This is a genomic window from Bradyrhizobium tropiciagri, from assembly GCF_001189845.1.
GTDB classification, from domain to species: domain Bacteria; phylum Pseudomonadota; class Alphaproteobacteria; order Rhizobiales; family Xanthobacteraceae; genus Bradyrhizobium; species Bradyrhizobium tropiciagri.
This window is the reverse complement of the sequence record NZ_LFLZ01000041.1, coordinates 1-25,771: the sequence shown is the minus strand read 5'-3', so window position 1 is coordinate 25,771 and position 25,771 is coordinate 1. Positions and strand designations below refer to the sequence as shown.

Annotated in this window: 24 protein-coding genes and 1 pseudogene; 8 read left to right on the top strand and 17 right to left on the bottom strand. The window is 59.1% G+C overall.

Annotation, left to right across the window (positions count from 1 at the left end):
• Positions 1–58 precede the first annotated feature (58 nt).
• The 3 genes from AKN84_RS27710 to AKN84_RS27700 all read right to left on the bottom strand — a co-directional run bounded on the left by AKN84_RS27710 (position 59) and on the right by AKN84_RS27700 (position 3,051).
• A complete protein-coding gene (locus AKN84_RS27710; RefSeq protein WP_050423722.1) occupies positions 59–2,326 on the bottom strand; it encodes an FdhF/YdeP family oxidoreductase in 2,268 nt (755 codons plus the stop codon).
• Between the two features lie 98 nt (positions 2,327–2,424).
• Positions 2,425–2,634 carry a hypothetical protein gene (locus AKN84_RS27705; RefSeq protein ID WP_050423721.1) on the bottom strand — a complete coding sequence of 70 codons (210 nt, stop codon included), beginning with the start codon at positions 2,632–2,634 and terminating at the stop codon, positions 2,425–2,427.
• A gap of 204 nt (positions 2,635–2,838) precedes the next feature.
• Entirely contained in the window at positions 2,839–3,051 is a 213-nt protein-coding gene (locus tag AKN84_RS27700; protein WP_050423765.1) for a CsbD family protein, read from the bottom strand.
• 149 nt (positions 3,052–3,200) lie between these two features.
• Here AKN84_RS27700 and AKN84_RS46105 point away from each other — a divergent pair, with 149 nt between their 5' ends.
• The gene (locus AKN84_RS46105) at positions 3,201–3,470 is read left to right on the top strand and encodes a hypothetical protein (protein ID WP_128971221.1); all 270 of its coding nucleotides are present in this window, start codon (positions 3,201–3,203) and stop codon (positions 3,468–3,470) included.
• A gap of 463 nt (positions 3,471–3,933) precedes the next feature.
• Here the strand turns inward: AKN84_RS46105 and AKN84_RS27695 are convergent, their stop codons facing one another.
• Entirely contained in the window at positions 3,934–4,830 is an 897-nt protein-coding gene (locus tag AKN84_RS27695; RefSeq protein WP_050423720.1) for a bestrophin family protein, read from the bottom strand.
• A gap of 276 nt (positions 4,831–5,106) precedes the next feature.
• On the bottom strand, positions 5,107–5,379 hold the full coding sequence (locus AKN84_RS27690) for a DUF1488 family protein (protein WP_050423719.1): 273 nt from the start codon (positions 5,377–5,379) through the stop codon (positions 5,107–5,109).
• 1,134 nt (positions 5,380–6,513) lie between these two features.
• Between AKN84_RS27690 and AKN84_RS27685 the strand changes: the two genes are divergently transcribed.
• From AKN84_RS27685 to AKN84_RS27675, 3 genes are all read left to right on the top strand, one after another.
• Positions 6,514–7,836, top strand: a complete 1,323-nt coding sequence (locus AKN84_RS27685; RefSeq protein ID WP_244485510.1) for a site-specific integrase — start codon at positions 6,514–6,516, stop codon at positions 7,834–7,836.
• Positions 7,837–8,074: 238 nt separating this feature from the next.
• Entirely contained in the window at positions 8,075–9,943 is a 1,869-nt protein-coding gene (locus AKN84_RS27680) for an ABC transporter ATP-binding protein (protein WP_128971220.1), read from the top strand.
• A 31-nt stretch (positions 9,944–9,974) separates the two neighbouring features.
• Complete coding sequence (locus tag AKN84_RS27675; protein ID WP_050423763.1) at positions 9,975–10,976, top strand: phospholipase D-like domain-containing protein; 1,002 nt, start codon at positions 9,975–9,977, stop codon at positions 10,974–10,976.
• Between the two features lie 611 nt (positions 10,977–11,587).
• Here AKN84_RS27675 and AKN84_RS27670 read toward each other — a convergent pair.
• The 10 genes from AKN84_RS27670 to AKN84_RS27625 all read right to left on the bottom strand — a co-directional run bounded on the left by AKN84_RS27670 (position 11,588) and on the right by AKN84_RS27625 (position 19,048).
• Complete coding sequence (locus AKN84_RS27670) at positions 11,588–12,049, bottom strand: hypothetical protein (protein ID WP_128971219.1); 462 nt, start codon at positions 12,047–12,049, stop codon at positions 11,588–11,590.
• Positions 12,050–12,080: 31 nt separating this feature from the next.
• Complete coding sequence (locus AKN84_RS49350) at positions 12,081–12,476, bottom strand: HlyD family secretion protein (protein ID WP_050423717.1); 396 nt, start codon at positions 12,474–12,476, stop codon at positions 12,081–12,083.
• Positions 12,458–13,189, bottom strand: a complete 732-nt coding sequence (locus AKN84_RS27660) for an HlyD family secretion protein (protein ID WP_050423716.1) — start codon at positions 13,187–13,189, stop codon at positions 12,458–12,460. Before AKN84_RS27660 ends, AKN84_RS49350 begins: the two co-directional genes overlap by 19 nt.
• Before the next feature lie 444 nt (positions 13,190–13,633).
• Positions 13,634–14,290, bottom strand: a complete 657-nt coding sequence (locus AKN84_RS27655) for a hypothetical protein (RefSeq protein WP_430649937.1) — start codon at positions 14,288–14,290, stop codon at positions 13,634–13,636.
• 85 nt (positions 14,291–14,375) lie between these two features.
• Positions 14,376–15,125 (bottom strand): outer membrane protein, encoded by a 750-nt coding sequence (locus AKN84_RS27650; protein WP_050423715.1) that lies wholly within the window; start codon positions 15,123–15,125, stop codon positions 14,376–14,378.
• A 129-nt stretch (positions 15,126–15,254) separates the two neighbouring features.
• Positions 15,255–16,103 (bottom strand): helix-turn-helix domain-containing protein, encoded by an 849-nt coding sequence (locus tag AKN84_RS27645; RefSeq protein ID WP_128971218.1) that lies wholly within the window; start codon positions 16,101–16,103, stop codon positions 15,255–15,257.
• A 227-nt stretch (positions 16,104–16,330) separates the two neighbouring features.
• A complete protein-coding gene (locus AKN84_RS27640) occupies positions 16,331–16,684 on the bottom strand; it encodes an HdeA/HdeB family chaperone (RefSeq protein ID WP_050423713.1) in 354 nt (117 codons plus the stop codon).
• 196 nt (positions 16,685–16,880) lie between these two features.
• Complete coding sequence (locus AKN84_RS27635) at positions 16,881–17,552, bottom strand: outer membrane protein (protein ID WP_050423712.1); 672 nt, start codon at positions 17,550–17,552, stop codon at positions 16,881–16,883.
• Positions 17,553–18,121: 569 nt separating this feature from the next.
• Positions 18,122–18,424, bottom strand: coding sequence for a hypothetical protein (locus tag AKN84_RS27630; protein ID WP_193399692.1), 303 nt, complete (start codon positions 18,422–18,424; stop codon positions 18,122–18,124).
• Between the two features lie 123 nt (positions 18,425–18,547).
• Positions 18,548–19,048, bottom strand: a complete 501-nt coding sequence (locus tag AKN84_RS27625; protein ID WP_050423711.1) for a DUF992 domain-containing protein — start codon at positions 19,046–19,048, stop codon at positions 18,548–18,550.
• A gap of 361 nt (positions 19,049–19,409) precedes the next feature.
• Between AKN84_RS27625 and AKN84_RS27620 the strand changes: the two genes are divergently transcribed.
• From AKN84_RS27620 to AKN84_RS27610, 3 genes are all read left to right on the top strand, one after another.
• Entirely contained in the window at positions 19,410–19,892 is a 483-nt protein-coding gene (locus AKN84_RS27620) for a DUF2721 domain-containing protein (RefSeq protein WP_244485508.1), read from the top strand.
• Positions 19,893–20,120: 228 nt separating this feature from the next.
• The gene (locus AKN84_RS27615) at positions 20,121–21,122 is read left to right on the top strand and encodes an AraC family transcriptional regulator (RefSeq protein ID WP_128971217.1); all 1,002 of its coding nucleotides are present in this window, start codon (positions 20,121–20,123) and stop codon (positions 21,120–21,122) included.
• Between the two features lie 223 nt (positions 21,123–21,345).
• Positions 21,346–22,287 (top strand): helix-turn-helix domain-containing protein, encoded by a 942-nt coding sequence (locus AKN84_RS27610; protein WP_157863342.1) that lies wholly within the window; start codon positions 21,346–21,348, stop codon positions 22,285–22,287.
• A 196-nt stretch (positions 22,288–22,483) separates the two neighbouring features.
• Here AKN84_RS27610 and AKN84_RS27605 read toward each other — a convergent pair whose 3' ends face one another.
• Positions 22,484–23,290: an LssY C-terminal domain-containing protein gene (locus AKN84_RS27605; protein WP_050423708.1), complete on the bottom strand. Its 807-nt coding sequence runs from the start codon at positions 23,288–23,290 to the stop codon at positions 22,484–22,486.
• A 202-nt stretch (positions 23,291–23,492) separates the two neighbouring features.
• Complete coding sequence (locus AKN84_RS27600; RefSeq protein ID WP_128971216.1) at positions 23,493–24,023, bottom strand: hypothetical protein; 531 nt, start codon at positions 24,021–24,023, stop codon at positions 23,493–23,495.
• Positions 24,024–24,579: 556 nt separating this feature from the next.
• Between AKN84_RS27600 and AKN84_RS27595 the strand changes: the two are divergent.
• Positions 24,580–25,659: pseudogene (locus AKN84_RS27595) on the top strand (alpha/beta hydrolase).
• The last annotated feature ends 112 nt before the right edge of the window (positions 25,660–25,771 follow it).

Sequence of the window (25,771 nt, the reverse complement as noted above, 5' to 3'; positions counted from 1 at the left end):
TGTCCCCTCCTTGCCTCAGGATAAGAGCCCCGGCACTTCGTCACCGGCATCCGGCCGACTAAGCGGCAACAACCCGTACCGGAATGGACTTGGCTGCGGGCGTCCCGCTGATCTTGTCGTAGTAATCGAGCGGCAGCAGCGGATTGAGCTCGGGGTAATATCCCGCAACCGATCCGCGCGGCATCGGATAGTCCAGCACCTTCAATCCGCTCACGCGCCGCTGTATGCCATCATCGCTGATCGTCTCGAGCGCAATGCTCGCGCCGTCTTGGAGCCCTCGCGCCGCTCGATCCTCGGCGTTCATGAACAGCACCATGCGGTCATTGTAGACACCGCGGTAACGGTCGTTGTTGCTGTATATCGTCGTGTTGAATTGATCGTGCGAGCGAATGGTCGCCAGTCGCAGCATCTCGGGATCCGAAACGGATGCGTTCACCTCCAGACCCGGCAGAAGCAGGAAGTTCGCCTTGCCGTTCGGCGTCGGCCACACCCGTTCGCGTGGCGGCACGTCGAGGTGAAAACCTCTCGGGCTTTCGATACGCTCGGAAAAGTCGCTGTAGATCTCCGGATAGACCTCCGCGATCTTGTCGCGGATCAAGCCGTAGTCCTTGCTGTAGCTCTTCCAGTCGACCTTGCTGTCCGGCAACGTCGCTTGCGCGATCCGACAGACGATTTCCACCTCGGGCAGAAGATGCGGGCTCGCCGGCGACAATACACCGCGAGACGCCGTGACGTTCGACATCGAGTCTTCGATCGTCACGAACTGCTCGCCGGCTGCCGTCCGGATGATTTCCGAGCGCGCGATGACAGGCAGCATCAAGGCGTCACGACCGTGAACCAGATGGCCGCGATTCAGCTTGGTCGTGATTGCGACCGTCAGCGCAAGCTTTCGCATCGCTGTGTATGATCGTTCGGTATCGGGTACCGCGCGTACGAAATTGCCGCCGAGGCCGATGAAAACCTTTGCTGTCCCCGCCTGCATCGCGGCGACCGACTCAATGGTATGATGACCGTGTTCGCGCGGAGGTTCGAACCCAAAGACATCGCGAACGCGATCGAGATAGTCCTGGCTCGGCTGTTCGTCGATACCGACGGTGCGATCTCCCTGCACATTGGAATGACCGCGAATGGGTGAAATTCCGGCGCCCGGCTTGCCGAAATTGCCTTTGAGCAGGAGCAGATTGACCAATTGCTGCACCAGCCGCGATCCCTCCTGATGCTGGGTGATGCCCATCCCGTAGCAAATGATCGTCGCGCGCGAGCGAATATAGATTTCGGCGCAACGGCGGATTTGCGATTCCTCAAGTCCCGAGACCCGCTCCAATTCCGACCATGTCTGCGCCAGCGCGTCGTTCCGGACCGCATCCAGACCGACGGTATGCTCACGGATGAACTCCCAGTCGACGATCTTTTCGCCACGTTCCTCTCGTTCGAACATGACTTTCATGATGCCCTTCAGGAGGGCGAGATCGCCTCCGATGCGGACATGAACGAACTCGCTGGCAATCCTGGTCGAACCGAAAGTTGCCATCTGGATGACATCTTGCGGATCAGCGAAGCGCACCAGCGCACGTTCGGGCATCGGATTGACGGCGACGATCGGAACCCCGCGCTTGCTCGCTTCGACCAGATTGCTCATCATCCGCGGCGAGTTCGTTCCGGTGTTCTGCCCGATGACGAATATCGCTTCGGCGTGCTCGAAATCATCCAGGATAACGGTGCCCTTTCCGACACCGATGGAGGGCGGCAAGCCCCGGCTCGTCGGCTCGTGGCACATGTTCGAGCAGTCGGGAAAATTGTTCGTCCCGAACTCCCGGACGAATATCGAATAGAGAAACGCCGCTTCGTTGGGCGTACGGCCGGACGTGTAGAATTCCGCTTCGTGCGGACTGTCGAGAGATCGCAGATGCCGACCGATCAGCGCGAATGCGTCGTCCCAGTTGCACGGCACGTAGCGATCCGACGATGAGTCGTAACGCATCGGCTCCGTCAAACGTCCCTGCATCTCGAGCCAGTAGTCCGACCGCTCCATGAGCTCGGACACGGTGTTCCGCTCAAAGAACCCTCGCGTGACTCGAAACTTCGTTGCCTCAAATGCCAACGCCTTGGCGCCATTCTCGCAAAAATCGAGCGTCTTCTTGCATTCCGCGTCGGGAAACGCACAGCTCGAGCACTTGAATCCGCCGGGCTGGTTCATTGACAGAAGCGCGCGCGATCCCTTCGTCACCACACTCTGCTCGAGAAGAATCTTTGCAGTCGCTGCGGCGGCACCCCAACCACCGGCGGGATGATGATACGTCTTGAAGCGCGGCTTACCGTCCAACATAAATCAACTCCGCAATTGCCAGATCTTCAGTAAGGTCTTCATTCGGTCCACCTAAACGGGATCGCCCGCAGCCCGTCGGGCCGTGCTACCGGCTCGCTCTATCGATCCTGATCGAGGTTAGCGACGATCACCTTGTCGATCAGACCTTCGTTGTGCCGAATGAAGTCATCGCGCGTCATGCCGGAAGCGCGCCACGCATCCTGAAGGCCGGCGTCTCTGTGAAGCCACTCGTTGCGCGTTTGATGATCGATCTTGTGACGTCGCGCGTCCTGCGATCCGTGTGACGCTTCGTCGTGATCCTTGGACATTGTATCTCCTCGTGTATCCTGTCCTGGCTTGGTGCTCTCGCCGGGGGCGCAAATCGCTGTCCGAGAGAATCTTGAGGCCGGACTTCGTCGATCCAAGCTCTGCGCGGCGTTTCGATCCGCTGTGATCGTCCGGTGCGGACGATGAATATAAATCGGGAGTCGATGCTGCTTCGCCGCAGCCGTCGATGCGCCGGGATCACTCAATCAGGGTCGATCCCAGTTTGCTTCCCTGCCCCACTTGTCGACTTCTTTGCGGACCTGGTTCTTGTCGATGCCGTAGAGATCTTGCAGCTTGCCCTCCAGCCGCTCCCTGTCGCCATTGATGATGTCAATGTCGTTGTCAGTCGGCTTGCCCCATGTTGCCTTGAGTGCGCCCTTTGCGGCCTTCCAGTTTCCCTCGATGCGATCCCAGTTCATTTTCATCTCCTTCTTTTGCCTAACCGTGAAACGTGCATCGAGGAGTGGTTAGCAACAGGCGTGCCAGTCTGAGCGCATCGTCATATCAATGAGTTAGGCGGCGCGGGGCCATCGGCAATGGACAATTTGTCACGACGGATTCGGCCAAGTTGTCCGCCGTGGCTGGTTGCAGCACGTGCGTTTCCGGCCGCGACTTCATCCATTTTGGCGCTACGCTTAACGTCGTCGCCGTGGACACGAATCCCGCATCACGGGCCATCGAATCCCGAATGCATTTGCTCGGCGCAATGGATGGCTTGCGGAACGCGATGACGAATGACTTCACTGCCGCTTTCGCTTACGTTCACCAACGTTGGGGTACCGTGTTCATGCGCAAGGACACTTCGTTGATTATTCGTGCATGTGAGGAGATCGAATGAAGCGCGATCCGGGAAGCCGACGACCAATCCATCATTCGCCCGTCTTCTGGGTTGGCATCGCCTTATGCCTGGCAGCTATAGCCATCTACGTTTGGTCCGGCGATCTTTCCTGGCGACCCGCAGCACCCCCACACTGACCGTCGGCGTACGAGGAGCCCGCTCCGTCCTCTCCAGGTCAGCTGCGACGATTATGCCGTGAGCATGACGTCCTGCCTCCTGCGGCTCGCACCACTCATCGTGAGTTGACAACAAGAAAGACGATACCGGCCGTCAGCAGCGCCCATGACACGAGCACGATGATCGTCTCGAGTGGCTTTCGCGGCCTCTTCTTTTTCGAGACAATCATTTGGACTGCGCTCCCACCGTAGGGTTACGACTGATCGAGATCATTGCAGGCCGCGTGCGTTCCGACGAACGTCGTGCGCCGTGACTTGCACACTCCGACACCCGGCGGTTACGAGAGTTACATCAGCACATTCTGGCGAGGCTCTATCGGAGCCGGTAAATCACGCTCTCCGAGCAGGGCAAGCATCTCGCGCTCGATGGCTCGCCTCATTGCGTCAAGCGGAAGGGCATTTGGCTCCAACCCAAAGGGAGCCTCAAGCTGATGGCCAAGCGCGTCGAGGCCGAAAAACGTGTAGGCGACGAGCAGAACGGGCAGCAGCGTCCACCAATCGAGCGATCCGGCGAGCGCGAACGGCAACGTCACGCAGAAGATCAGCGCGGTCCGATGCAGCAGCAGCGAATAGGCGAATGGCACCGGAGTGGACGCGATGCGCTCGCATCCGCCTTGCACGTCCGAGAGAGCGGTGAGCTGCCCCTCCAGAACCGCGTAGTGGATCGGCTCGATCCGATCCCGCTTCATCAGCATCAAGCAGTGCAGTCCGATCTGGCTGAGCAAGGCATTGGTCGGGTTGGGGCCTGCTGCAGCGGCGTCGATCTCGCTCCATGGCCTGATCGCCGCCACTTCATCCTCACCCCGCAGGCGCGCTGTTAGTCCGGAGCAAAAGCCACATAGGCCACGGAGCAGGACGCGCCGGTCATCGTCCTCAAGGGTGGAGATCTGACGCGCGAACGAGCGGCAGGCGATGATCAGCTTGCCCCAGAGCTCGCGTCCCTCCCACCAGCGGGCGTAACATGTGCTGTTTCGGAAGCTCATGAAGACCGACAGCGCGATGCCGATCAGCGTGAACGGAACCGCACTGATGCGCGCGAAAATGCCCGGATGCTCCATGGCAGCAAAAATCGCCAACACACTGATCAGTGCTATCGCCACGAGGTGCGGCGCGATCCGCGGCAAGATCGATCCATTGACCGCAAACGCGACGTCCCAGAAGCCGGGCCTGGAGCGCACGATCATTGCAGCCTCCCCGACATCCAGGGTTGATCGCCGTAGCCGTCTTGCAATGCTACGCGGGTCTCAGCTTCGCTGCCGCGGGCAGGCCAGAGCAGCCGTTTTTTCGATCGGGAAACTGGATTGGCTCGGCAAACCCCTGAAGGCGCGCCGAGCGGCCACCAACCGGGTCTGATCACTGTGGGGATCGATGCTTCGGATCCGGGACGATTTCCCTGTGACGAGGCAGAGAATGCGGCCGCTATGTCGGGTTGCAACATCATCTATGGGGCTGAGTTAAGCTCAGAAATCTACGTCAAACCGATCGAGCGAAACCACACGGGTGACGCTGGACTGACGGTTTTCAAGCTTGTCGCTGGCGGCACGTTCGATTCGCGCGCGACTCATGAGGAAGAATTCCTCGGCGCTTAAAATGGGATGAAACCGCACGCGCATCACGTTGAGAGCTCTGCGCGCGATCATGCACGTGACCTCAGCACTATCCTTGTACATCACGAAATAGATTCCATGACGGTGGACCTCATACTGACCATCGGGATCTCGAGCGAGCGCCATCTAACGGTCCCAAACGATGGTTGCTCCCGATCAACCCGGACCGAGCGGCCATGCGATCATTGACTTGGGTCCTCCCAGCAAGGACCACGCCAAATCCCAAGACGATGCAGATTCAATAAATTAGAGCGAGACCAGCGCCCTTAGGGCAGACATTTTGTCCCCTGCGACGGACAAGTTGGGATCGGGGGTCCCCCTGATGCGGCTAACTCCTAAGCCGACACCACCGCGGCACCGCCGGCATCTTCCAGCGCCCCTCATTCAGCCAGATCGAGAGCATCGGCGCGAACTCAGTACCGTGCTGACACCTGCTTAGGCCTTCACGGCGACGAGAAGGTCCTCATGCCTGTGCCCGCGCTTGAGGACGGCGATGCAGGCCCTTTAGGGCTACGAAATTGTCGAAAGTCGTGGTTTGGCGTGGAAAATCGTACGCTTGGTAGCGGGGGAGGGACGCGCTACCAGACCAAAATTACAAGCTAAATCCTGAGGTTTTACAGCAGGTTGGTCGCAATGTGGTAGCGGATTTGAGGGTGTTACATCCCGCCCGGATGTCTCACCCTCCCCGCACCCCGGAAAGGCTCATTCGTGGCGCGTCCCTCCTACCTCGCCCGGCGCGGCGATGGTCGCTATTTTCTGCAAATTCGGTTGGGAAACAGGCGGCAAAACTCTTTGGGCTCCCCCTCCTCCGTGTCAGCCTCAGGACCGGGGATTTTGATGAGGCGAGGCGCCGGCCGGTGGACAATCTCGGATGGGTACAGGAGCTAATCGAGGCTCCGGACCTGGAAGCTTTGGGGGCCGTGCTCGGGGCGCGGTTGCAAGCCTATGTCGGCGGCGGTTCGCCGGCCGACGAGCGAAGCTTGGCCGAGCGCTGTGCCTTCGAGCATGGGGTGCGGCGCTTCTTCACACGGGCGCAGGAACGCGGCTACGCCTACCCGATACGCTTTCCGAGGATGCCGAACCTCTGGGTCGACTTCGTTGATCAGAACAAGGCCGCCGAAACCAGCATCGCTCGCCAGAACGTTCGCCGCTCCTACGAGGCCGGGCGCCGCGATGCTACGGAGGCAGCCAACGAAGGCTGGGCGCCGGAGGTGAAGGCGCCATCGGCCGTCCCGTCGGAGGCGTTCGACCCCGATCGCTATGATCGATCGCCTCGTTCAGGACGCAGTGGCGCAGCGCGTGGCCCAGCTCGTCCCGGCCAACGTCGCCCCATTGGCGCCGGCCATCGCCCCGACCGAGACCGGTGCCGCGACCGGGCCGGCCAAGTCGGATGGTCTGGCTGCGAGCAGTTCGGAGCGCATGTCGGTGCCGCTGCAGGAGTTTCTGCGGCCGGCTGGGCGCAAGCGGCAGCACAAGATGAAAGGCCGTGGCGAGGCAGAGTCGGTCGTGCAGTTCGCGATCGACTTCCTGGGCGATCCCCGCATGAACGAACTCACCGAGGAGAAATGGAAGCTGCTTGACGATGCGCTTCCGGACATTCCCAATCGCGAAAACATCCCGGCTGAATCTTCGAAGTCGCTGTTCAAGCGTTACAAATACGCCGAAACGCACGGCTGGTCCGAGCTCGTTCGGGTCACCACCACGACGATCAAGAGTCGCTACTGGGGTGGGCTCTACAAGTTCATCGATTGGGCTATTCAGGAGAAGCACTACCGCGGATCCCGCTACACGTTCGTGTGTATCGATCCCGAAAACCTAGCGCCGCTGCCACGTGACGCGTTCGACGAGGAGGAGCTGCTCACTCTGTTGAAACAGCCGCTGTTCACGGGTTGCAAGAACAAGCTCCACGTCTGGCAGACGGGCGGTTGTTTCGTGCAATCTCACATCTACTGGGGTTTTTTGATCTGCATCTTGACCGGCATGCGACCGGGCGAGGTCGGCCGGCTCAAATGCGCCGACATCAGAACCGACAATCAGTTCTTTTACTTCGATCTCAGGCCCTTTGATGCACGGGGCGGACGCGTCGCGCTGCAGGACCTCCGCGATCTAAAGACCAACGCCGCGGGACGCGTAATCCCGATCCATCCGCTGCTGATCGAATTGGGCCTGCTCGAGCGGATGCAGGAACTGATGGACAAGGGCGAGACACGTCTATTCCCCGAATGGGAAGTCTACGTCAGAAAGGATGGCACCGAGCGCCGGTCCCAGCCGCTCAGCAAGTCCTGGCAATACGTGAAGAAGCTCCAGAAGCTGAGCCGCGCCGACCTCACGCTTTACAGCACGCGGCATCTCATGGCCGATTGGCTTGATAGCGACGGTATCGCGCAGCGAACGCGCGACCGGATCCTTGGACACGCCAGTGATGTTCGTGGACGTTATGGCCGTAAGGGCGTTCTTGATCCGCAAATCGCCGCGAAGATTGAGGCGCTCGGACCGCCGGCGATCAAGCAGATGAGGGAGATATTGCTCGTTGCAAAGAACCGCGCCGACACTGGCGAGCTCACGCTGCTGAAGACGTACTGAATGTCAGAGCTCATAGTCGTGTTCTGAATGGCGCGCCATTCGGAACAAAACAGCGAACTCATATACCCTTGAAATTTCTATATAATCGACGCTGCCGCCATTAGCGCGCAGCTAAGTGCGGCTGGTGATGTCCCAGTCGCAGCAGAAGCTTTTGCTGATGCCCCGGTTTGTCTGTTTTTGCATAGCGGCGCAGGCTCGTTACGCACATGATCGCACGACGTTGGAGGCCGTAGCCGACATGTTGCTGAAGACGATTGTCGCCGTCGTTTCGAGCGCCGCCGTGGCGCTCAAAAAGCCGCACGAAGGAAAACGGCTCACCTCGATGGTTCTGGGGTTGCTCAGGCCGTATCGAGGCTGGCTACTCATCGTTTTCGCCGCCATGCTGATTGAGATTGCGATGAGCCTGGCGGCACCCTGGCCACTAAAGCTGGTCCTCGATGACGCGCTGGGACGGCACCGAATGCCGGACTGGCTGGCTTGGGCGCACGATTATGGGTTCGGACAACACACCGCAGGCGTTGCGCTGTTTGCTGGCATCGCAACCCTGCTGATCGCCGTCGTCGGCGCAGTCGCGGCCTATATCGACAACTACTACACCTCCAGTATCGGCCAATGGGTTGCCAACGATTTACGCGTACAGATCTACACGCATCTGCATCGGCTATCGCTGCGCTACTATGACAATATCAAGACCGGGACCCTGATGTCTACGATCACCAGCGATGTCTCGACCATCCAGGATTTCGCATCGTCCGCGACACTCGATATCCTCGTCGATCTCATCACCATCCTGTTTATGCTCGGATTGATGTTCTACCTGGATTGGGATTTCACGCTGATCGCTGTCGCGCTCGTGCCCTTTCTGCTGGTGTTTCTGTTTCACTTCAAGAAGGCCGTGAAAGAGGTGACGCGAACCGTGCGCGCCCGGCAGAGCGAGATTGTTGCAGTCGTACAGCAGGGAATCGGATCGGTTCGTGCAGTAAAGGCATTTGGCCGGCAGGACCTTGAGATAGCGCACCTGGAAGCAGCAAGCCACGCCACGGTGGAAGCTGCGCTGAAGGCGCGCCAGATCAAATCCTTGATGTCACCGACCGTGAGCATTGTTGTTGCGATCTGCACCGGCATTGTCCTTTGGAGGGGGACGTCGCTGATCGTTGCGGGCGCCCTGACGGCCGGAGCGCTGACGGTCTACCTCGCGTACCTGGCCAAGTTCTTCAAACCGGTAAAAGACCTGGCGAGCATGACCAGCACGATCGCACAGACGACCGTTGCGCTGGAGCGCATTCAAACGATTTTGTCGGCCGACGATGTCATCAACGATCCTGTAGACGGCGTCGATCCTGGACGGGTCAAGGGCGCGATCAGCTTCGATAAGGTGGCCTTCGGATATGACGACGTCCCGATACTGCGAGAAGTGAGCTTCGAGATAGAGCCCGGTCAGGTCGTAGGCCTTGTTGGCCCCACCGGCTCCGGCAAATCAACTGTACTTAGTCTGCTGCCGCGGTTCTACGAGGCGCGCAGCGGGCGGGTGCTGATTGATGGCCTGGACGTTTCTTCATACAAGCTCGCGACCCTGCGCGCGCAGGTGGGATTCGTGCTTCAGGAAACAGTGCTGTTTCGCGGAACGATCCGCGAGAACATTGCCTACGGTTGCCCAGGTGCCACAGAGGAACAGATCATCGCCGCGGCAAAAGTCGCCAACGCTCATGATTTCATCAGCGCCATGCCGCATGGCTACGATTCGATGGTCGGCGAGCGGGGCGACACTTTGTCGGGCGGCCAGCGGCAACGTATAGGCATCGCCCGCGCCGTTGTGCGCAACAGCCCGATCATGATTCTCGATGAGCCCACCGCCGCGCTCGACACAGAATCGGAACACCTCATCATCGACGCATTGGGTCGACTGATGAAGGGGCGCACGGTCATCATGATAGCCCATCGCCTCAGCACGATTGCCAACGCCGACAAGATCGTCGTGCTGAAGGATGGCGTTGTGGTTGAACAGGGCTCGAACGACGAGTTGCTCGCCCTGCGCGGAGTTTACGCCGAACTTCATCGCATTCAATACGAAACTTCGAACCAGGTTCCTGCGAAGGCGGTCTCTTGATTGCAGCGTTTCGGCCCGGAGATTCATGAACATGTCGCACAACCTCATCGTGCTTCCCGACGATACCGTCAACTCGATTCTCGATCCGATCAATGCGGCCAAGCGCTCGCTCAATATCCGCATGTTCCTGTTCACCGACCCGACGCTGCTGAAAGCGGTGATCGCAGCCAGGCAGCGTGGCCTTAACGTTCGTGTCATGCTCAATCCGGCCCGCCGCGACGGCAACAGCGAGAACGAAATCGCGCGCGAACAGCTGACCGCCGGCGGTGTCGAGGTTCGATACAGCAGTCCTGATTTTGCCGTTACCCACCAGAAATCAATGGTGGTCGACGACGAGCTTGGCTTCATCGAATCTCTGAACTGGGAAACACGCGACCTGACCGAAACACGGGATTACGCGGTTGTCACGACCAAGAAGATCGAGGTTTCGGAGATGGTGAGGTGCTTCGACGCCGATTGGATGCACCAGAAGTTCGATCCCAGTGCGAGATCGGGGTTGATCTGGTGCCCGAACAACGGGCGCGAACGTATTGCACGCTTCATCGATTCCGCCAAAGAGACGCTCTGGATCCAGAACGAGCGCTATCAGGATACGGTGATCATCGAACGCCTGGTCCGCGCCATTGAGCGTGGTGTCCGAGTTCACATCATGGCGCGCCCGTCCCATAAATTGAAGAAGAACAAACTCGTCGAAGGAATCGGCGGCCTTCGGATCATGCATGACGTGGGAGCTAAGATCCACACGCTGAAGCACCTGAAGTTGCATGGCAAGATGCTGCTCGCCGATGAGGAGCGGGCGATCGTCGGGTCGATCAACCTCACACCAGGCAGCTTTGACGATAGGCGCGAGCTTGCCGTCGAAACTGATGCCCATCATGTTGTCAAACGACTGGTCGAGACCACTCGACACGACTGGAAGCATTCAAAAAAGCTTGATCTTTCCGATGCGGGTATTCTTGCGGACTTCGAAAAGCACGGCACCAAGGGGGTTGATTTGCTTGCCCTCGACCCCTCGCAACACGAGAACGACTAATTCGCTGAGTCGGTTGATAATCAAGAACAAGAGCCCCCTATCTGGCAATGATCTCCTGCATCGCAGGTGCCTGCGAGAAACGGGACTGCGGCACATGTTTGCATTGCGCACCGACGGAGTTGCAAACGAACCATCGCCCCTGTGAGAGGACAGCCACGGACTCGTCATTTGGATATCTCGGCTCGTCGTCGAGTGGACGCCACGGTGCTGGTCGGCGCCGATACGGCAAGTCGGAATTTTTCCGTTAAGCGTTTAAGGCCGGCTCTCGTCGAACGCCTTTCTATATTCGACTATCATTTCCCGAACGGTCGGGACCCGATGACGCCAGAACATTCAACCTATCCCGTGTGCCAGGCATGCTACTGCGATCGCCTCGACGATGCGCTGGTCGGGACTGGCGTAACTACTCCGATCGCCCTTTGCATGCGCCAATTGGATAATCGCAAGGCTCGACGATGCCGCCGCGACGGTCGTTTGCCGCCCGGTCCCAGTTCCTGCTGTTCGCCCGGAACAGTTAGAGTTGGCCTTTCGCTCGGAAGCTCGTGTCCGACGAAGTGACGGCATAGCGCGGTGACTACGATTGAAAGTATCCATTGATTCATCCGAGCGGCTTAAAAGTCCGGACCGAACACATCGTTATTGAACTCGGCCGAGGCCTCGTCGTTGTCCATGCTGTTGATCAGGTTCTGCTCGGGATCCGTAAAGCCACCTGCCGAAAGCGTATCTGCCGGCAATACGCCAAAGCTGGCGCGATATTTGTTCATCGCGGCCACGCTGCCGACATACGCACAGGTGCATCCGGTAGGATCGGCGTAGACATAGTAGGGTCGCCCGCCCTTTTGCCGCAGCTGGAATTGATTGGGCGGAAACGACATCAGTCGTTTCCGCATCTCCGGCGTGGTGGCGGCGATGGGATTGAAACCTGACGATATCAGCAATTGGCCCGTCGATTGCTGAGCGTAGACGCGGGCGCCCGAATATACCTCGGTGAGAAGAACGATCGAGACGATGGTGGCGGCGGTGCATGCAGATCGAAGACTCATTTTCTCCTCCAGGATGCCTAAGTGGACCACCGGTTCGAGCCGGGAGTGAAACGGAAGGCGTCTATAGATATGCCGTGTACGAACCGATCCATACCAAGATCGACATGAGCAAGCCGATGACGCCGGCGTTGTCCGCGAACACGGTGGCGGTGCCGGGCATGCCGAGCCTGAGCTGACCGCGGTCGATGGTTTTCGGTATGGAAATGGCGGCCGGATAGACCTTGGCGCCGCCGATCGAGCCGACGCGCGCCAGTGAACCCGAGACCGCGATCTGGCCTTGGCCTACGCCTTGCGGAATGGCAGCGACCGTCGCTTCGTGGATGCGGCCGGGGTCATCGTCGAAAACCAGCTTGACGCGTGCGCCGGGCTTGATGGTCTTGAATCCGTTAGGGGCGAACATGCCCGCGATTAAGATATCGTTCGTGACGACGAACGACATCACCGATCGCGCCGGCATCGCGCGGTCTCCAGCGGCGAGAGCATGATCGTAACGATGCCGTCGCCGACAGCACGGATCGTCGTTTGCTCGAGCTCCCATTTGGCCTGGTCAAGCTGTGCCTGGATCTGCGCGACCGTCGTGTTGACCCCGCCGATTTCCGACTCCATCCCCAATTGCGCACTCAGTTGTGCAGCCTTGGCCGCCTGAAGCTGAAACTCGACGGTGTCGTATTGCACCTGGACGTCTTGCAGACGAAACTCGGTCTGCGCCTGCTCGCTGGTGAGCTTTCGGTAATCGGAAAGCCGCTGGGCGCGAAAGGCAAGTTGCTTGGTCAGCCCGTCGACATTTGCAGTCGCCTGCTGGTAACTGGCCGTCAATTGCTTGACCTGCTGGCGCGCCTGGGCGAGCGAGGCTTCAAGTTGGTTGACCTTGTACTGGAACGGCACCGGATCGATGCGGAACAGCACGGCGCCGGCTTTCACCGGTTCGTTAGGCTTGACCGGAATGTCGATCACCTCGCCGGAGACATTCGGCGTAACCTCCATGACGCGGGAAATCACGACAAAGCTTCCCGACGGGGTGAGGTAATTGAACATCGCGAGGAACGTCGCGAGGATGAAGGCGCCGAACAGTCCTGCGACGGTGCCGGACGCCCAGCCCCATCGCACCAACTTGATCCTGAAGAAGACGAGCCACACCAGGATCAAGTACAGCGTCAGGATGATGAGCACGATCGAATTCCTCTAACTGGCGAGTACCGGATTGGGCACCAACAAGCCCGGTAGCACGGCAGTATCGGCCAAATGCTTGCATCCACGACTGTCGCCTCGCATCTAGCCGACCCAGATGCGATCTCCATGAGAGTCGCTTGAAGCCGGGAGAACTTCGACGTCCCCTCACGAGCCTTCAGAATCGATGGCGGCGTGGCTCCCTTTCCGTGGTGGACGGGCCCGACACGCTAAGCATCATCTGGTCCGCTAGCCAAGCTACCGAAAATGCGGCGACCCGCTATGCAGATTCGGCAAGCCGCGACTTCCGGCCGCGGCGTCCGATCTGTTGCCTGGGCTCGGCCTTCAAACCCGTAGTGCGCGCGCCGGATAGATCCAGCGCGGGCATCAGACCGAAACTGGCCCGGCCCGGCGCAAGAACGCCGGGCCAAGTTACGCGTAGTTCCGTTAATAGCATGGAGGATAAGGATAGTACCCGCAAACGGGTGGCCGATAGTACGGGCCGTACGCGTAAGCTGCTGCGGCACCGGCCGCGGCGGCAGCTCCAGCATAATACGCACCCCGATAGGCCGTGCGTCGCGCAACGCCCGCGAATGAAAGCGGCGTAAAGGGAAGGCCGATGATGTCGATGAAGACGGAGGCAGGGCCATCGGCGCCCTTGATGTCACCTTCGAGAAGGTCGACCTCGAAGGCAAGGTTGTCGCCTTCGAGCTTGGGATTTTTCAAGGTAACAACAACATCGCGCACGGTGTTGCCGTCCTTCTGGAATACGGACACTGTGGCGTTAGGCGGATTCTTTGCAAAATTGTCGCTGCCGGCTCCCCAATCTTCAACGATGTGACTGGTCAGGTCATGGCCAGCCGAGCGAACCGGCCGATCCGCAAATATGATCGCATTTGGCGCAATGCCAGTAAGAACCAGTTTGCCGGGCTGCAGGTTTGCTCCCCTGGAGTTGAAGACGATCAGCGATGGAACGATCTCGGGCTTGCTGGCCCCGATCGTCTTTAGTGGTGCATGGGGCGCAGTATCCTGCGCTAGGGCCATGTTTGCGACCGTCAGAGCACCGAGAAAGGCAACTGCACGCATCGTATTCGACAACATGATTCAACTCCAAAATCAGGGATTATCCTGGCCGAGGCATGATGGGAAAGAATGGAGGCCGGCCGAACCGGCCGGCCACCTTTCTTCATTAGTAACCACCGAACTTGTAGTTGAGGCGAACCGCGAGAAGATTCGCATCCGTCTTCGTGTTGGTGGTGATCGACGCGATGGGCGCCAATGACGGCGTCGAGAAAGTGTTGCTCTCGTTCACCCGCCACAGATAGTCGTACTCGATGCCGGCCGTCCAATTCGGAGAGAAGCCGTACTCGAAGCCGACCCCCACGACGCCGCCCCAGCGGGTCCGCTTCGCGAAAGCGAGGCCCGTGCCGGTCACGCTGTCGAGGACGGCAAAGTCCTGGCTACCAACCGCGCCGCCACCCTTGACGTAGAACAAGGCCTCGTTGACCGCGTAGCCAATTTGAGCCGTGAAGAGGCCCAAGCCGGCGAGGGTCGACTTGTACGTGCGGGCCGGATCCTGAGCACTGATGCGCGTGTTGCGGATGTTGGCCCAGTCGCCTTGCGCTTCCAGACCGTACACCAATTGTCCGGCCTGCCAGCGATAGCCAAGCTGGCCACCGACGATGCCGCCGCCTTTGCTATTGCAACCTTCCGCGAAGACGCCGCCAATTCCGTTGATGGCGGTAAGATCGACACACTGGTTGCTCCAACCATATCCGGCGTTCGCGCCGAGATAGAAGCCGGACCAGTTATACATCATCGGCGCCGGGATCGGAGCCGCCTTGTAGACCGGCCGCTGCGGAAGGTCCGCGGCCTTTGCAATACCGGTGAACGCAACGGACATCACCGCCGCCGTGGCAAGCAAACCAACTTTTTTCATAACCTGACAACCTCATCGAAGGTGGAGAACACATGAGCCATGTGCCATCGACCTTCACTCAGTTGGTATGCAGAAACTGTCATAGCCGAGCAATTCACTGTGGTGTTGCACCAAAACACCACTCCAACCTCACAGCGATTTGTCAGGCCTCAATGCGCTAGACCGGCGATGTGCCTCGGATGGCAACTCGCCGAACAGCCACCGGTAGCGGCCGGCAAACCTGCCGAACTCGGTAACGCCATGGGCTACCAGGATATCGACGAGCCTGTCGGCCGAACCCATGTGACGGATCTCATGGTAAACCAGATTTAACTGCCGCAGCTTCAGATAGTGCTTTGGCGAGACGCCTAGATAGCGCTCGAAAGCACGCAGCAAGGTTCGGTACTCCACCTTGGTAGCTTTTACGATATCCTTGATATGGATGATGCTTTCCGGATTTTTCCTCACGAACTCGAGGGCCTCCAGAACGATACGCTCGGACCCGACCGTGTATTTGTTGGGCAGCAAGGCTTCGCTTGCGCGATTGTCCCAGACGTCAGCAAGTTCATCCATCAAGGCGAGCTCCGTCTCCCAGGCGATCACCGGCCGGTCGGCGGGAGCAGAATCGGAGATAGAGCGCAGAGCCTGCCTCGATGCTTCGATCAGTCGCGATGCGATTCGTTCTGGCAACCGAACGAGATGTTTGGCCGTCTTCGGCGAAGGCTGGCTCGTGACGGCGGGAAGGATCTTCGTTGCAATACTCTCTTCCCGCGGCAACGACCACGCTACCCATTCGACATGACCGGAACGAACAAAGGTGAAGTGACAACCCGGAGGCAAAATGACCAGGTCCGACGCTTGGCACCGCGTGCCATCGAGCAGGACGCGATCGTCGAAGTTGGACGACTGGATGATCAGGGTCGTAAAATTCAGGTCGGTGACGCCATGGACGATTCCCGGGCCGCCGTCTGCGCCGAATTGAAGAATCGCGCGACGCAATGCGAGATACCTCACGCCCCACCGGTGCGAGGACGGAGCGGACTTTAGAAATGTCACCCTCGCGCCCCGAATGGCGTCGGTGTATTCCCCGAAATCATTCAATTCTAAAATACTCCGCCCGTCAGAGCGGCAAATTCAAGCGAACAAGATAGGAGGAAAGTGTGCTGCTTCGGCAAAACTGCACGAGCGGATCGGGTCCGCAGATGACCGATCCGCTCGCGGACGATCTACTTCATCTGAATGCCCATCAGCTCCCGTTCGGCTTTGAACACCACAGCAATGGCATCGATGATGCGTTTTTCGGGATTGGCCTTGCAGTAGACGATCACCTCGTGCTCCGCGATCTTTCCCTTACGCAGGTCGAGGAAATGCTTCTTGGCAAGGCCGTTGTACCACCCGCTGTACCAGGCCGTTAGCGCATCGGCGTCTTCCTGATAGGTCCCTGCGAGTTGCGCGCAGGTCAGCGTCTGGACGTCGATGAATCCATTCGCATCAACATAAGACGACAGCGGCACCTGGGCCCTGGCTGACGTCATGGCGACAACGAGCAGCGTAGCGGAAAGCAGCAATCTCAAACGCATTGGGACTCCATTCGCAGGTGAATCAGAGGTGGAGAGATTCCGGCGATCGAATTGCGAAACGCCGTCAGCTCGACCGGCATCCGAACTGAAACCGTCGGCTCGGATGCGCGATCAGGATCAAGACAACACTACAGGATGGTCTGCACCGCGCAGACTGGCCCGCAGCTTGTCGGGACGACTGAGCATGCGGTTCCGCTCAGAACCGATAGTTGACGCCGGCACGCACGATATTCAGGTCATCCGTGCTCACTCCGGTGCCGACGACTTTCGTGTAGAGATACTCGGCTTTCAGAGACCAGTTCGGCGTGAAGCCATATTCGAAGCCCAGACCAGCCGAGATGCCCGGACGCCAGGACGAGCCCGAACACGGCAGGACGCCAAGCGTGCCGCAGGGCACGCCGGCAATGGTCGATGCATTGGCGCTCGACTTGACGAAGGCTCCGCCGCCCGTGACGTAGAGCAAGACGTTGTTCATGGCGACGCCGACCCGCGCCCTCGCCGTTGCAAGCGCGCTAATGCTCGACGAGGTGTTCAGCGTGACGCCCTGCCCGAGGCCGAAAATCCTGGGTGTTACTACGGACGAGCCGCTGATGTTGGCCCAGTCAATGTCACCTTCCAGACCGAGCACAACATATCCTTGCTGAATTTGCGCGCCCAGCGTGCCGCCGATCATACCGCCGTTGATGTCGAAACCGGCACGATCGAACCTGTTTGAGAACAGCACAAGCGGGTCCTGGTTACCCCAACCATACCCAGCGTTGCCGCCGACATAGAACCCTGTCCAGTTATAGACGGCGACAGCCGGAGCCGGCGCTTTGTAGGCGGGCGACGCTGGCAAATCCGCCGCAATCGCATAGCCGCCCATCATCCCCGAAGCTGCGATCGCAACTGCAAACTTACTAATCTTATTCATTGCCCCACCTGAGTGATTGAAGAATTTCGTGCTGCATCAAATCGCATCTGGCGCGCGCAACCCGCTATGCAGAATCTGACGCCTGCTTTCAAATTTTCCACCTGTGGCGCAGTTGCCGCAGCGGAAGCACCGCGCCACCGACGTTGACCGCACGCCTACCTTCGCGAATTGCCTCTTTGTGCAACGCGCGCGGGTTGACGAATATGCAAATTCTGACAGTCCGGTGATCTGGAGCGGCAGTCGGGTGCTCTGGCTTGGTTGAACTTTGCCGAACGCCATCATGGTCAGCAGCGTGCAAAATGCAGCGGCGTCTTCGGCGGATCATCGTCGCCAGCACGGGCAATTCCGCTCGAGCAGAAATCAAAACGGAGGACACAGCGAATGCAATTGCCGCGCGTTGGCGCCCAGCTTTTCAGTCGCGCGCAAGACGTATTCCTCGATCTTCGTGGAACGATATCGACAACACGCCAAAACGGCCTATGCAAAATGTGCCAGCGCATAGGCCGCCGCATTGCGGTCGGCTCCTACGGCAGATCTGCATCCTTGGCGTCCTCGAATGAGGCCGGCTCAACAAATGGCGGCTCGGACATTTCCGCAAGCCAATGGTGAATAAGCGTCGAGGGAATCGCCCGTCGCGGTGTGCAGGGATTGATGGTGCCCGCGGTCACGATGTATCCTTGCTCGAATTTCTCGCGCGCAAACCTCTGGGCATCGAGCTTGGTCGGAAAGCTCTCACTTTGTCTCGGACGTCGTTGCGCCGATGCTTTGCGCACCTTCTTCGGCACATCAAACGAAACATACCATGTTTTCGACAGGTCAGTTGGCACCGGGTCTTCCGATTTATTTTCCTGTTGGCTCGCCTATCTCCGCGCGCTCGCTCCCGCCAAGCGCTTTCTGCACCACGAACTGGAGCCGCGTCCCATCCCGTCGCGCAAAAAAGGTGCGGAGCTTCAATAGACCGGACGCAGCTGCAGGCCGGAAAGGCCGACGGTGACATCAATGGCAATTGATCCCTCTACGGAAACGGGCTGCAATGCAAATGACCGCCCCGAGCCACCGACAAGGACATTGACGCCGGCGCCTAGGCCGAGGCCGATATCGCCTGATGCCCCGACATATTCGCCGGCGAGAGCTCCGACCGGGGGGCCCGCCGTCGGAGCAAGAACCGCCCAAGCGAATGCGCCTCCGGCCGAAACGCCGATATCGATTCCGACGGTGTTGAGCGCGCCTTCATAGAGTTGAATCGGGAACGGCGGGTTTTGAGTAAAGCGACATGACATCGATTGATGGCCAAATATAATAAACCCGACGCTAGGGTCGACCTTGCACGCCAGCATGCCGATCTGGGTCCAAGAAGCCTGTTGGGCGCCCGCGGAAGACACAGAGCCAGACCATGCCCCAAAGGCGCAGAGGACAGCCAGAACCTGTACGCGCACTCGCTTCCCGATCATCTCGCAAAACCTCGTTGATCGCGGGCAGGCGCTAGTCCCGAACCGCCTTCTGCTTTTCGTAGATGAGCATGCGCAGGGCCGATGAGACTATGCAAAATCGGCAGGCCGAACCCGCCGTGGGCAAAAAATGCACCTCGACGGCTGAATAGCGGGGCGGCCCATTAGTCGAGCCGCTTTGCGCATGCGCGCATCTGCCTAGCGCAAGCGGGAACGACGAGGCTGGACAAACCAGTGGTTGCTCTGCCAAAAATTGCTTAGTCGATCCTTGAAAGCACGCGCTAGCCGATTTTTCAATCCGGGCATTTCACCCCAACTGCCGCCTGAGATTCGGGACTCGCGTATCTGGTTAACGGAGAAAAGGATGCAGATGCTGATCGACACACCGACCGCCGCGCACCTGTCGCAGGTCATTTCGCAGGTGACGGCACCGGCATTTCTCCTTGGCGCAGTTGCAGCTTTCGTTTCGATTCTGATCGGACGGATGAACCGCATTGTCGACAGGCTACAGGCACTGCACGCTACAATCGACGTCGACATTTCCCCAACGCACCCCGATACGCCGCACCTCAGGCGCCGGGCGGTGCTTTTGAACAAGGCGATCGTTCTTTCGACGATCAGCGCGATTGTCACGTCGCTCCTGGTGATCCTGGCGTTCGTCTCCGCCTTCTTCCAGTTTCAGCATGAATACGGGGTTGCCCTTCTCTTTGTTATTGCATTGAGCTTCTTCACCCTTTCGCTGGTGGATCTGGTCCGCGAGGCCCGCCTGTCGCTGCATGATCTCAGCCATCACAAACCAAGCCGAAACCCGCGGCAAAATGCCTCGTTTCAAAATTCAAACGTCTGAGCGCTCCAATTGTCCATCATTCCTCGTGATGGCCCAGACCAAGTCGGGAGCTGGATGCGCCAACATGAGACACGACTGCCCTTTCGGTTTAAAAAAACAGCTTCATTGAACGGAAGTTGTATGCGATAGGATTTCAACCTACATTTTAGAAGACGATGTTTCGTTCGAGCGATCTCTCTCAGGCATCCAAATGTTGCGGAGGTATCCGAAGTGTTTTGGGTTAGAAGGATGAGGATCGAGGATCCGCTGCTTTGCCCGAGTGCCGTTCAAGGAATGGAGACCAACGTATTTCCGACGAAGCGTGGCCAGCTCGATCTGACGATTGAGCAGATTGGTTTGGATCGGCTTTGGATGAGCCGGTACGAGGTGAATCTGCCTCAAATCGCTAGATTTGCCGTTCGGCCCGGTCGCAGATCCATCAGCTTTCTGCCGCAGTTGGAAGGCCCCTCGATTCAACACTGCGGCATGGACGTCGCGCCGGGCGATATCGTCATCGACAAGCTCGACGTGTTGCAGCACCAGCGCACCGGCGCCAACCATCGCTATTGTGGAATGTCGCTCCCCGAGGATGAACTGAGTGCAGCGCTGGCGACCGTCGTTGGAACTGACTTTCTGGAAAAGCAGCTGGCAACCCGCGTGGTTCGGCCCCGCCCGGAGTTGATGTCGCGCCTGTTGAAGATGCACCAAACCGCCGGCGAGCTAGCCCGTACGACGCCGGATGTTCTAGAATCGCCGGAGCTACGTCGCGGATTCGAGCAACAAATGTCTTATCTGATGGTTCGATGCCTTGCCGAAGGCGCCGGCATCGAGACCACAGCCGGCAGGCGGCGCCACGATGCGATTATCGCGCGGCTCGAGGACTATCTGGCTGAAAACTCGGACCGTGCCATCTATCTGACCGAACTCTGCGCTGCGACGAACGTTTCCGAGCGAACGCTGCGATCGGCTTGCGAGGAACATCTCGGCATGGCTCCGATCCGCTATCTCACGATGCGAAGAATGTATCTGGTCCGGCGCGCGCTGCTGCGCGCTGACGCATCCAAGGCGACCGTCACCCATATCGTGACCAATTACGGGTTCTGGGAGCTCGGGCGCTTCTCGGTCGCCTACCGTACGCTGTTTGGAGAGCTACCCTCGGAAACACTGCGACGGCCCGCGCAGGATCCCGATGTCCGCCTCATTCGTCCCACAACGCTGCCAACCGAAGTCTTCGTGGGACGGCTTCACTAGTCGCAGCATTTGCTTTACCCGAGCGCGCAAATCGACCGACCGATTTGCATCAGCGCAGCTTCCGAGCGAAATATCCTTCCGATCTTTTGAAGCGCCCTTTTGTCTCATGGCGCAGGAATTGCATAGTCGACCCCTGTCGATTGCCTGATGGTGCCTCATCGACGGGCCCTATGGGCATCAAATGGTCGCAAGAGCCATCCGCCCGTCCGATGGGACGAGGGATATGGCTGAACGCTCCATTTCAAGGTTTGACGATCCCGGAGCCTGCGAAGCCGGCTTTGGCGATATCGGTGTCAATCTCACGATAACCGGTCCTGGAAATTTCGAAGCGGAGTTGCTGCGGCTGAAACTGGACCATCTCGTCGTCGTGCGGCTACGCGAATTGCTGCCGCGCATTGCCTGCATTTCGCTCGCAGCCGACAAGGTCTTTTTGTCCTTTCCAGTTGGCCGGGTGAGCCTGGAATGCGACGGGCTTGCCTTCCAAAGCGACCAGATCGCCTTTCACGGCCCCGGCCAGCGGATGCATCAGCGATCGAACGGCAAATGCCAATGGGGCCTGATATCGTTACCCATGGAGCTGCTTGCAAAGAGTGGTGCGGCATTGACCGGCGAGCCAATCTTGCCCCCGCGCTCCACCAGACTACTCCGCCCTTCCCGTGCGGACTTGTCCCGTTTTCAGCAGCTGTTCCAACACGCCTGTCACCTGGCGGCTCCTGCAAACAAACTGATTGAGCAGCCCGAAGTGGCAAGGGCGCTCGAACAGGACACAATTCATGCCGTGATCCATTGCCTCACCGGCGACGGGACGGAAGACAGGTCCAGGACCCGCTCCGATCACACAGCCTTGATGACCCGTTTCGAAACAGCGCTGCGCAAATCCATCAACCGGAAGATCACGTTGCCCGATCTTTGTGCCGAAATCGGCGTGGCCGAACGCACATTGCGGATGTGCTGTCACGAGATTCTCGGCGTAAGTCCGATGCGATACCTCCTGTTGTGCAGGCTGAATAAGGCTCGCGCCGCGCTACGGCACGCCGATGCCTCCAGCGCGAGCGTCGCCAGCATCGCGCGGGAGCATCAATTCTTCGAGCTCGGACGCTTTGCTGCGACGTACCGTGCTGCTTTCGGAGAAGCGCCGCTGACGACGCTTCAGCGCAAGGCTTAGCTGTGTTCCGGAGAGCTGCTCGATGACAGCAGGCGGAGCGCGAGGACGAGTTGTCCGAGATGGACAACCGGGTTGATCACGGAAACAACGATTGGCGGGTTGGGCCAGAAGTCAGATCTTCGACCGGCTTTGGCCCACCCCGACGCAACTAGTCGCGACGACGAGAGCGGGTGACGAGTTGGTCCAGCGATCCTCGCTATTGGCTGATCGCGTTGCGGACGCCATGCCAGATTTGGTCCTTCAGCACGATCAGCGCCGGCGGCGACAGCGTGGGTGCCGGCTGGGCCTGCCTGATGCCCTCGACCACGAGGGTGGCAACATCGATCTCGCCGTCCGTATAGTAGGGATCGCCTTCGCCATTTCGGCCAAAGAGTGTCGGACCCGTTCCAGAAATCTGGAAGAAGTATTGAACCATGCCGGCGTCGCGCAGATCGCGCATCAACCCGTCACGCTCGGCATCGACATCGGGAGCAATGTGATGTGTCACCTGCCCCGTGTCATGGCTCAAGCCGACCCCGCGGTCGAAGGTTACTGAACCGAGCCAAACCGGACGGCCTTCCGTTCCCTTGTCGAGGACTTGCCAAAAGCGGACGTGGTGCCGTCGGTCGGCACTCTTGCCCTCGGGCTTCTCGAAGGCGAGTTGTTCCTTCTTTCCTTCGTAGTAGAGCGGACTGACGGGCGCGTCGTGATATGGCCGATCAAGCACCACGCTGCCAACGATCTCGATGCTTGTCCGTAACGTGATCGGATCGGCCGGATACCAGCCGTCAGAGTGCATCGCGCGAAGGACGTCGTTCCTGCTGCCAACAAGTCCGACATTGAGCGCATCGCCTGGAATACCGTCACCGGTACGCGTGACCATCGGTAGGCCGGCGACGCCCGGCTCGCGCTCGTGATGGCTCCATAACGCGGGCAGCACGATATAGGCCAGCAGGAGGTAGGCGATCAGCGCGCCGCCCACAAGAATGATCCACCGTCGTCGCCTGCCTTCAATCTGCGTCATGTGTCGCCACCACCGCCCAGTCGGTTGCGATAGCTCGTTCTGCAGCCTCCGTCCGCGCCCCTCGCGCCTCAACCGGCGGACGAGCCCTTGTTGCTGGTGGATGCGATCAGCAGGGATCCTTACCGGTCCGCAAGCCTGCCGGCATCTTGCCGGCAAGGTCGCTCCTGCTGCCAGTCCTCGCCGAATCGGCGCTCTGCCAAGCTTACCAGTAAGCCCTTCGATAGGCGCGTCGACCGACGCCGGCGAATGACATCGGTGTCAATGGCCGCCCGATGATGTCGATGAACACCGATACGTCGTTGGCTTTCACTGGAACCTCACCCTTGAGAACCTTGATCGTGTAGCTAAGATTGTCACCGTTCAGCACCGGCTCTTGCAGTTCGGCTATGATTTGCGTGAGCCCTCCGTTTTCGAGCAACGAAATATCTGCGTTGGGCGGATCTGATTTGAAGCTATCCTTTCCTTCGCTCCAGAAGGGAATGAATGCCGCAGTCTTCATATTGCCCGCAATCCGTTCAGGGCGATCGGTAAAGTAGACCGTTATCGGACTTATGCCGGTCAGCGTCAGCTTGCTCGAACCCTTGTCGAAAGTCATGCCTTTCGAGGTCTGAACAAACAGAAACTCACCCATCTTGGGCGCTTCTCCCGCGGCTCTGGCGCGATTCCATTTTGTCGAGGCCAGCGCCGACGTGGCCACCGCCGCGCCGGCGAGAAATTTACGTCTCGTGGCCATGATATCCTCCTTGCGATCTGAAAAACGACTGTTAGCTCACGACCTGACCGAATTTGGTCGGACGACGCCCATGAGGTCGATGCTCGGTTGATGCGCTACAAACCATGCAAAGGATAAACGTGGTTCGCAGTGATGACTATGCAGTTTCAGACCTGCGCTCGGCGGCGTGGACGAACTCTCTCAGTGTTTCCTATGTACGGTCGGACAATAACCTTCCTCGACGAGCCTGTACGACAACGGCCGGGCGCGGATTGATCCACCACCTTAGCCTTCGACATCTTTCAACGTAGCCGTAGTCCAAAGTGTCAGATTTTGCATAGGCCAGCGCTCTGCCAGCTGGTATTGCTGAAGGGGACATCCTCCTGACCAGCCCAGCGCAAGGATTGAGCGTCGATGCCGGCACCATCACCGATCTGACGCAGTCACTGGTCGACATGGACCAGCCTTCTGCCGGCGCTCGGCCTCGCGTAAGGTTTGGGCTTGATGGGATTCTCGCGGTGGACGAAAGCCGCGCCAGCGCCGCCAGGTCATCGCCACCTCGCAGAGTTATTGGACCATGTTGCGCTCTCTGATCCTGACAGCACTAGCATTGACCTGCGGCGCGTGCGCCAGCCTCCCCGACAAGATGATGACGCCGGTCGACGTCACCGCGGACGGCGCGACGCAAGTGCCGATTCTTGTGGCGACGACCAGGCAGGCTGTCCCCGACAACCCGGGAATGATGTTCAGCGGTGAACGCGCGAGCAAGGTTTCCTACGCCACCGTCACAATCTCGATTCCGCCGGATGCGGCGCGGACGGTCGGGCAGGTCCAATGGCCGGCATCAGCGCCGGGAAATCCCCAGCGCGAATTCGTGACGACGGCCGCGAGTTACATCGACAAGGTAGAGTTCAGCTCAGCGATCGCCCGGGCGACGCAGGCCGGCCCAAGAAGGGTTCTCGTCTTCGTCCACGGATTCAACAACCGGTTCGACGAAGCCGTATTCCGGTTTGCGCAGATCGTCCACGACTCGAAGTCGCAGGCTGTCCCAGTTCTCTTTACATGGCCTTCCCGTGGCGAAGTGGCATTGTCTGCCTACACCTATGACCGCGAGAGCGCCAACTATTCGCGCGATGCGTTGGAACAATTACTGGCGACACTCTCACGGGACCCCAACGTGGCTGAGATCAACATCGTCGCGCACTCCATGGGCAACTGGGTCACGCTGGAGGCATTGAGGGCCCGGTCCATTCAAATGGCAGCGGTGACGAACCGCGATCGCTCCAACAAGTTGAAAAACGCGCTCCTCGTTGCCCCGGACATCGACGTCGATGTCTTTCGCAGCGAAATCCAGCGGATGGGTCCATATCGGCCACGCATCGAGTTGTTCGTATCACGCGATGACACGGCACTCGACGTCTCGAAAATCATCTAGGGTGGCATTCCGCGGATGGGCGACGTGAACGTCCATGAAGAGCCGTACCGCAGCGAGCTCGCGCGCGACAATATCGCCGTGTTCGATCTCACCAAGCTGAGGACTTCCGGCGACAATGCGCATAGCCGGGCCTTTGACGACATCACCGATGTTATGACGATGATCGAGCAAAGACTGCCGGACGAGCAACGATCAGCTTCGGCTCAGGTAAAGCACAGATAGCATGGAGTCTGGCAAGCAAGACAACTCAATAGATCTCGTCAGATCTCGTCGCGAACGTGTAGTCGGGATGTATCCATCCGAGCTAGGCCGCGGACAGGGGCTCACCGATTTC

Excerpts from the sequence above, each read along its gene's own strand:
- AKN84_RS27710 (WP_050423722.1), bottom strand. The coding sequence starts at position 2,326 with ATGTTGGACGGTAAGCCGCGCTTCAAGACGTATCATCATCCCGCCGGT.
- AKN84_RS27705 (WP_050423721.1), bottom strand. The coding sequence starts at position 2,634 with ATGTCCAAGGATCACGACGAAGCGTCACACGGATCGCAGGACGCGCGA.
- AKN84_RS27700 (WP_050423765.1), bottom strand. The coding sequence starts at position 3,051 with ATGAACTGGGATCGCATCGAGGGAAACTGGAAGGCCGCAAAGGGCGCA.
- AKN84_RS27695 (WP_050423720.1), bottom strand. The coding sequence starts at position 4,830 with ATGATCGTGCGCTCCAGGCCCGGCTTCTGGGACGTCGCGTTTGCGGTC.
- AKN84_RS27690 (WP_050423719.1), bottom strand. The coding sequence starts at position 5,379 with ATGGCGCTCGCTCGAGATCCCGATGGTCAGTATGAGGTCCACCGTCAT.
- AKN84_RS27685 (WP_244485510.1), top strand. The coding sequence starts at position 6,514 with ATGATCGATCGCCTCGTTCAGGACGCAGTGGCGCAGCGCGTGGCCCAG.
- AKN84_RS27680 (WP_128971220.1), top strand. The coding sequence starts at position 8,075 with ATGTTGCTGAAGACGATTGTCGCCGTCGTTTCGAGCGCCGCCGTGGCG.
- AKN84_RS27675 (WP_050423763.1), top strand. The coding sequence starts at position 9,975 with ATGTCGCACAACCTCATCGTGCTTCCCGACGATACCGTCAACTCGATT.
- AKN84_RS49350 (WP_050423717.1), bottom strand. The coding sequence starts at position 12,476 with ATGCCGGCGCGATCGGTGATGTCGTTCGTCGTCACGAACGATATCTTA.
- AKN84_RS27650 (WP_050423715.1), bottom strand. The coding sequence starts at position 15,125 with ATGAAAAAAGTTGGTTTGCTTGCCACGGCGGCGGTGATGTCCGTTGCG.
- AKN84_RS27640 (WP_050423713.1), bottom strand. The coding sequence starts at position 16,684 with ATGCGTTTGAGATTGCTGCTTTCCGCTACGCTGCTCGTTGTCGCCATG.
- AKN84_RS27635 (WP_050423712.1), bottom strand. The coding sequence starts at position 17,552 with ATGATGGGCGGCTATGCGATTGCGGCGGATTTGCCAGCGTCGCCCGCC.
- AKN84_RS27625 (WP_050423711.1), bottom strand. The coding sequence starts at position 19,048 with ATGATCGGGAAGCGAGTGCGCGTACAGGTTCTGGCTGTCCTCTGCGCC.
- AKN84_RS27620 (WP_244485508.1), top strand. The coding sequence starts at position 19,410 with ATGCAGATGCTGATCGACACACCGACCGCCGCGCACCTGTCGCAGGTC.
- AKN84_RS27615 (WP_128971217.1), top strand. The coding sequence starts at position 20,121 with ATGAGGATCGAGGATCCGCTGCTTTGCCCGAGTGCCGTTCAAGGAATG.
- AKN84_RS27610 (WP_157863342.1), top strand. The coding sequence starts at position 21,346 with ATGGCTGAACGCTCCATTTCAAGGTTTGACGATCCCGGAGCCTGCGAA.
- AKN84_RS27605 (WP_050423708.1), bottom strand. The coding sequence starts at position 23,290 with ATGACGCAGATTGAAGGCAGGCGACGACGGTGGATCATTCTTGTGGGC.
- AKN84_RS27600 (WP_128971216.1), bottom strand. The coding sequence starts at position 24,023 with ATGGCCACGAGACGTAAATTTCTCGCCGGCGCGGCGGTGGCCACGTCG.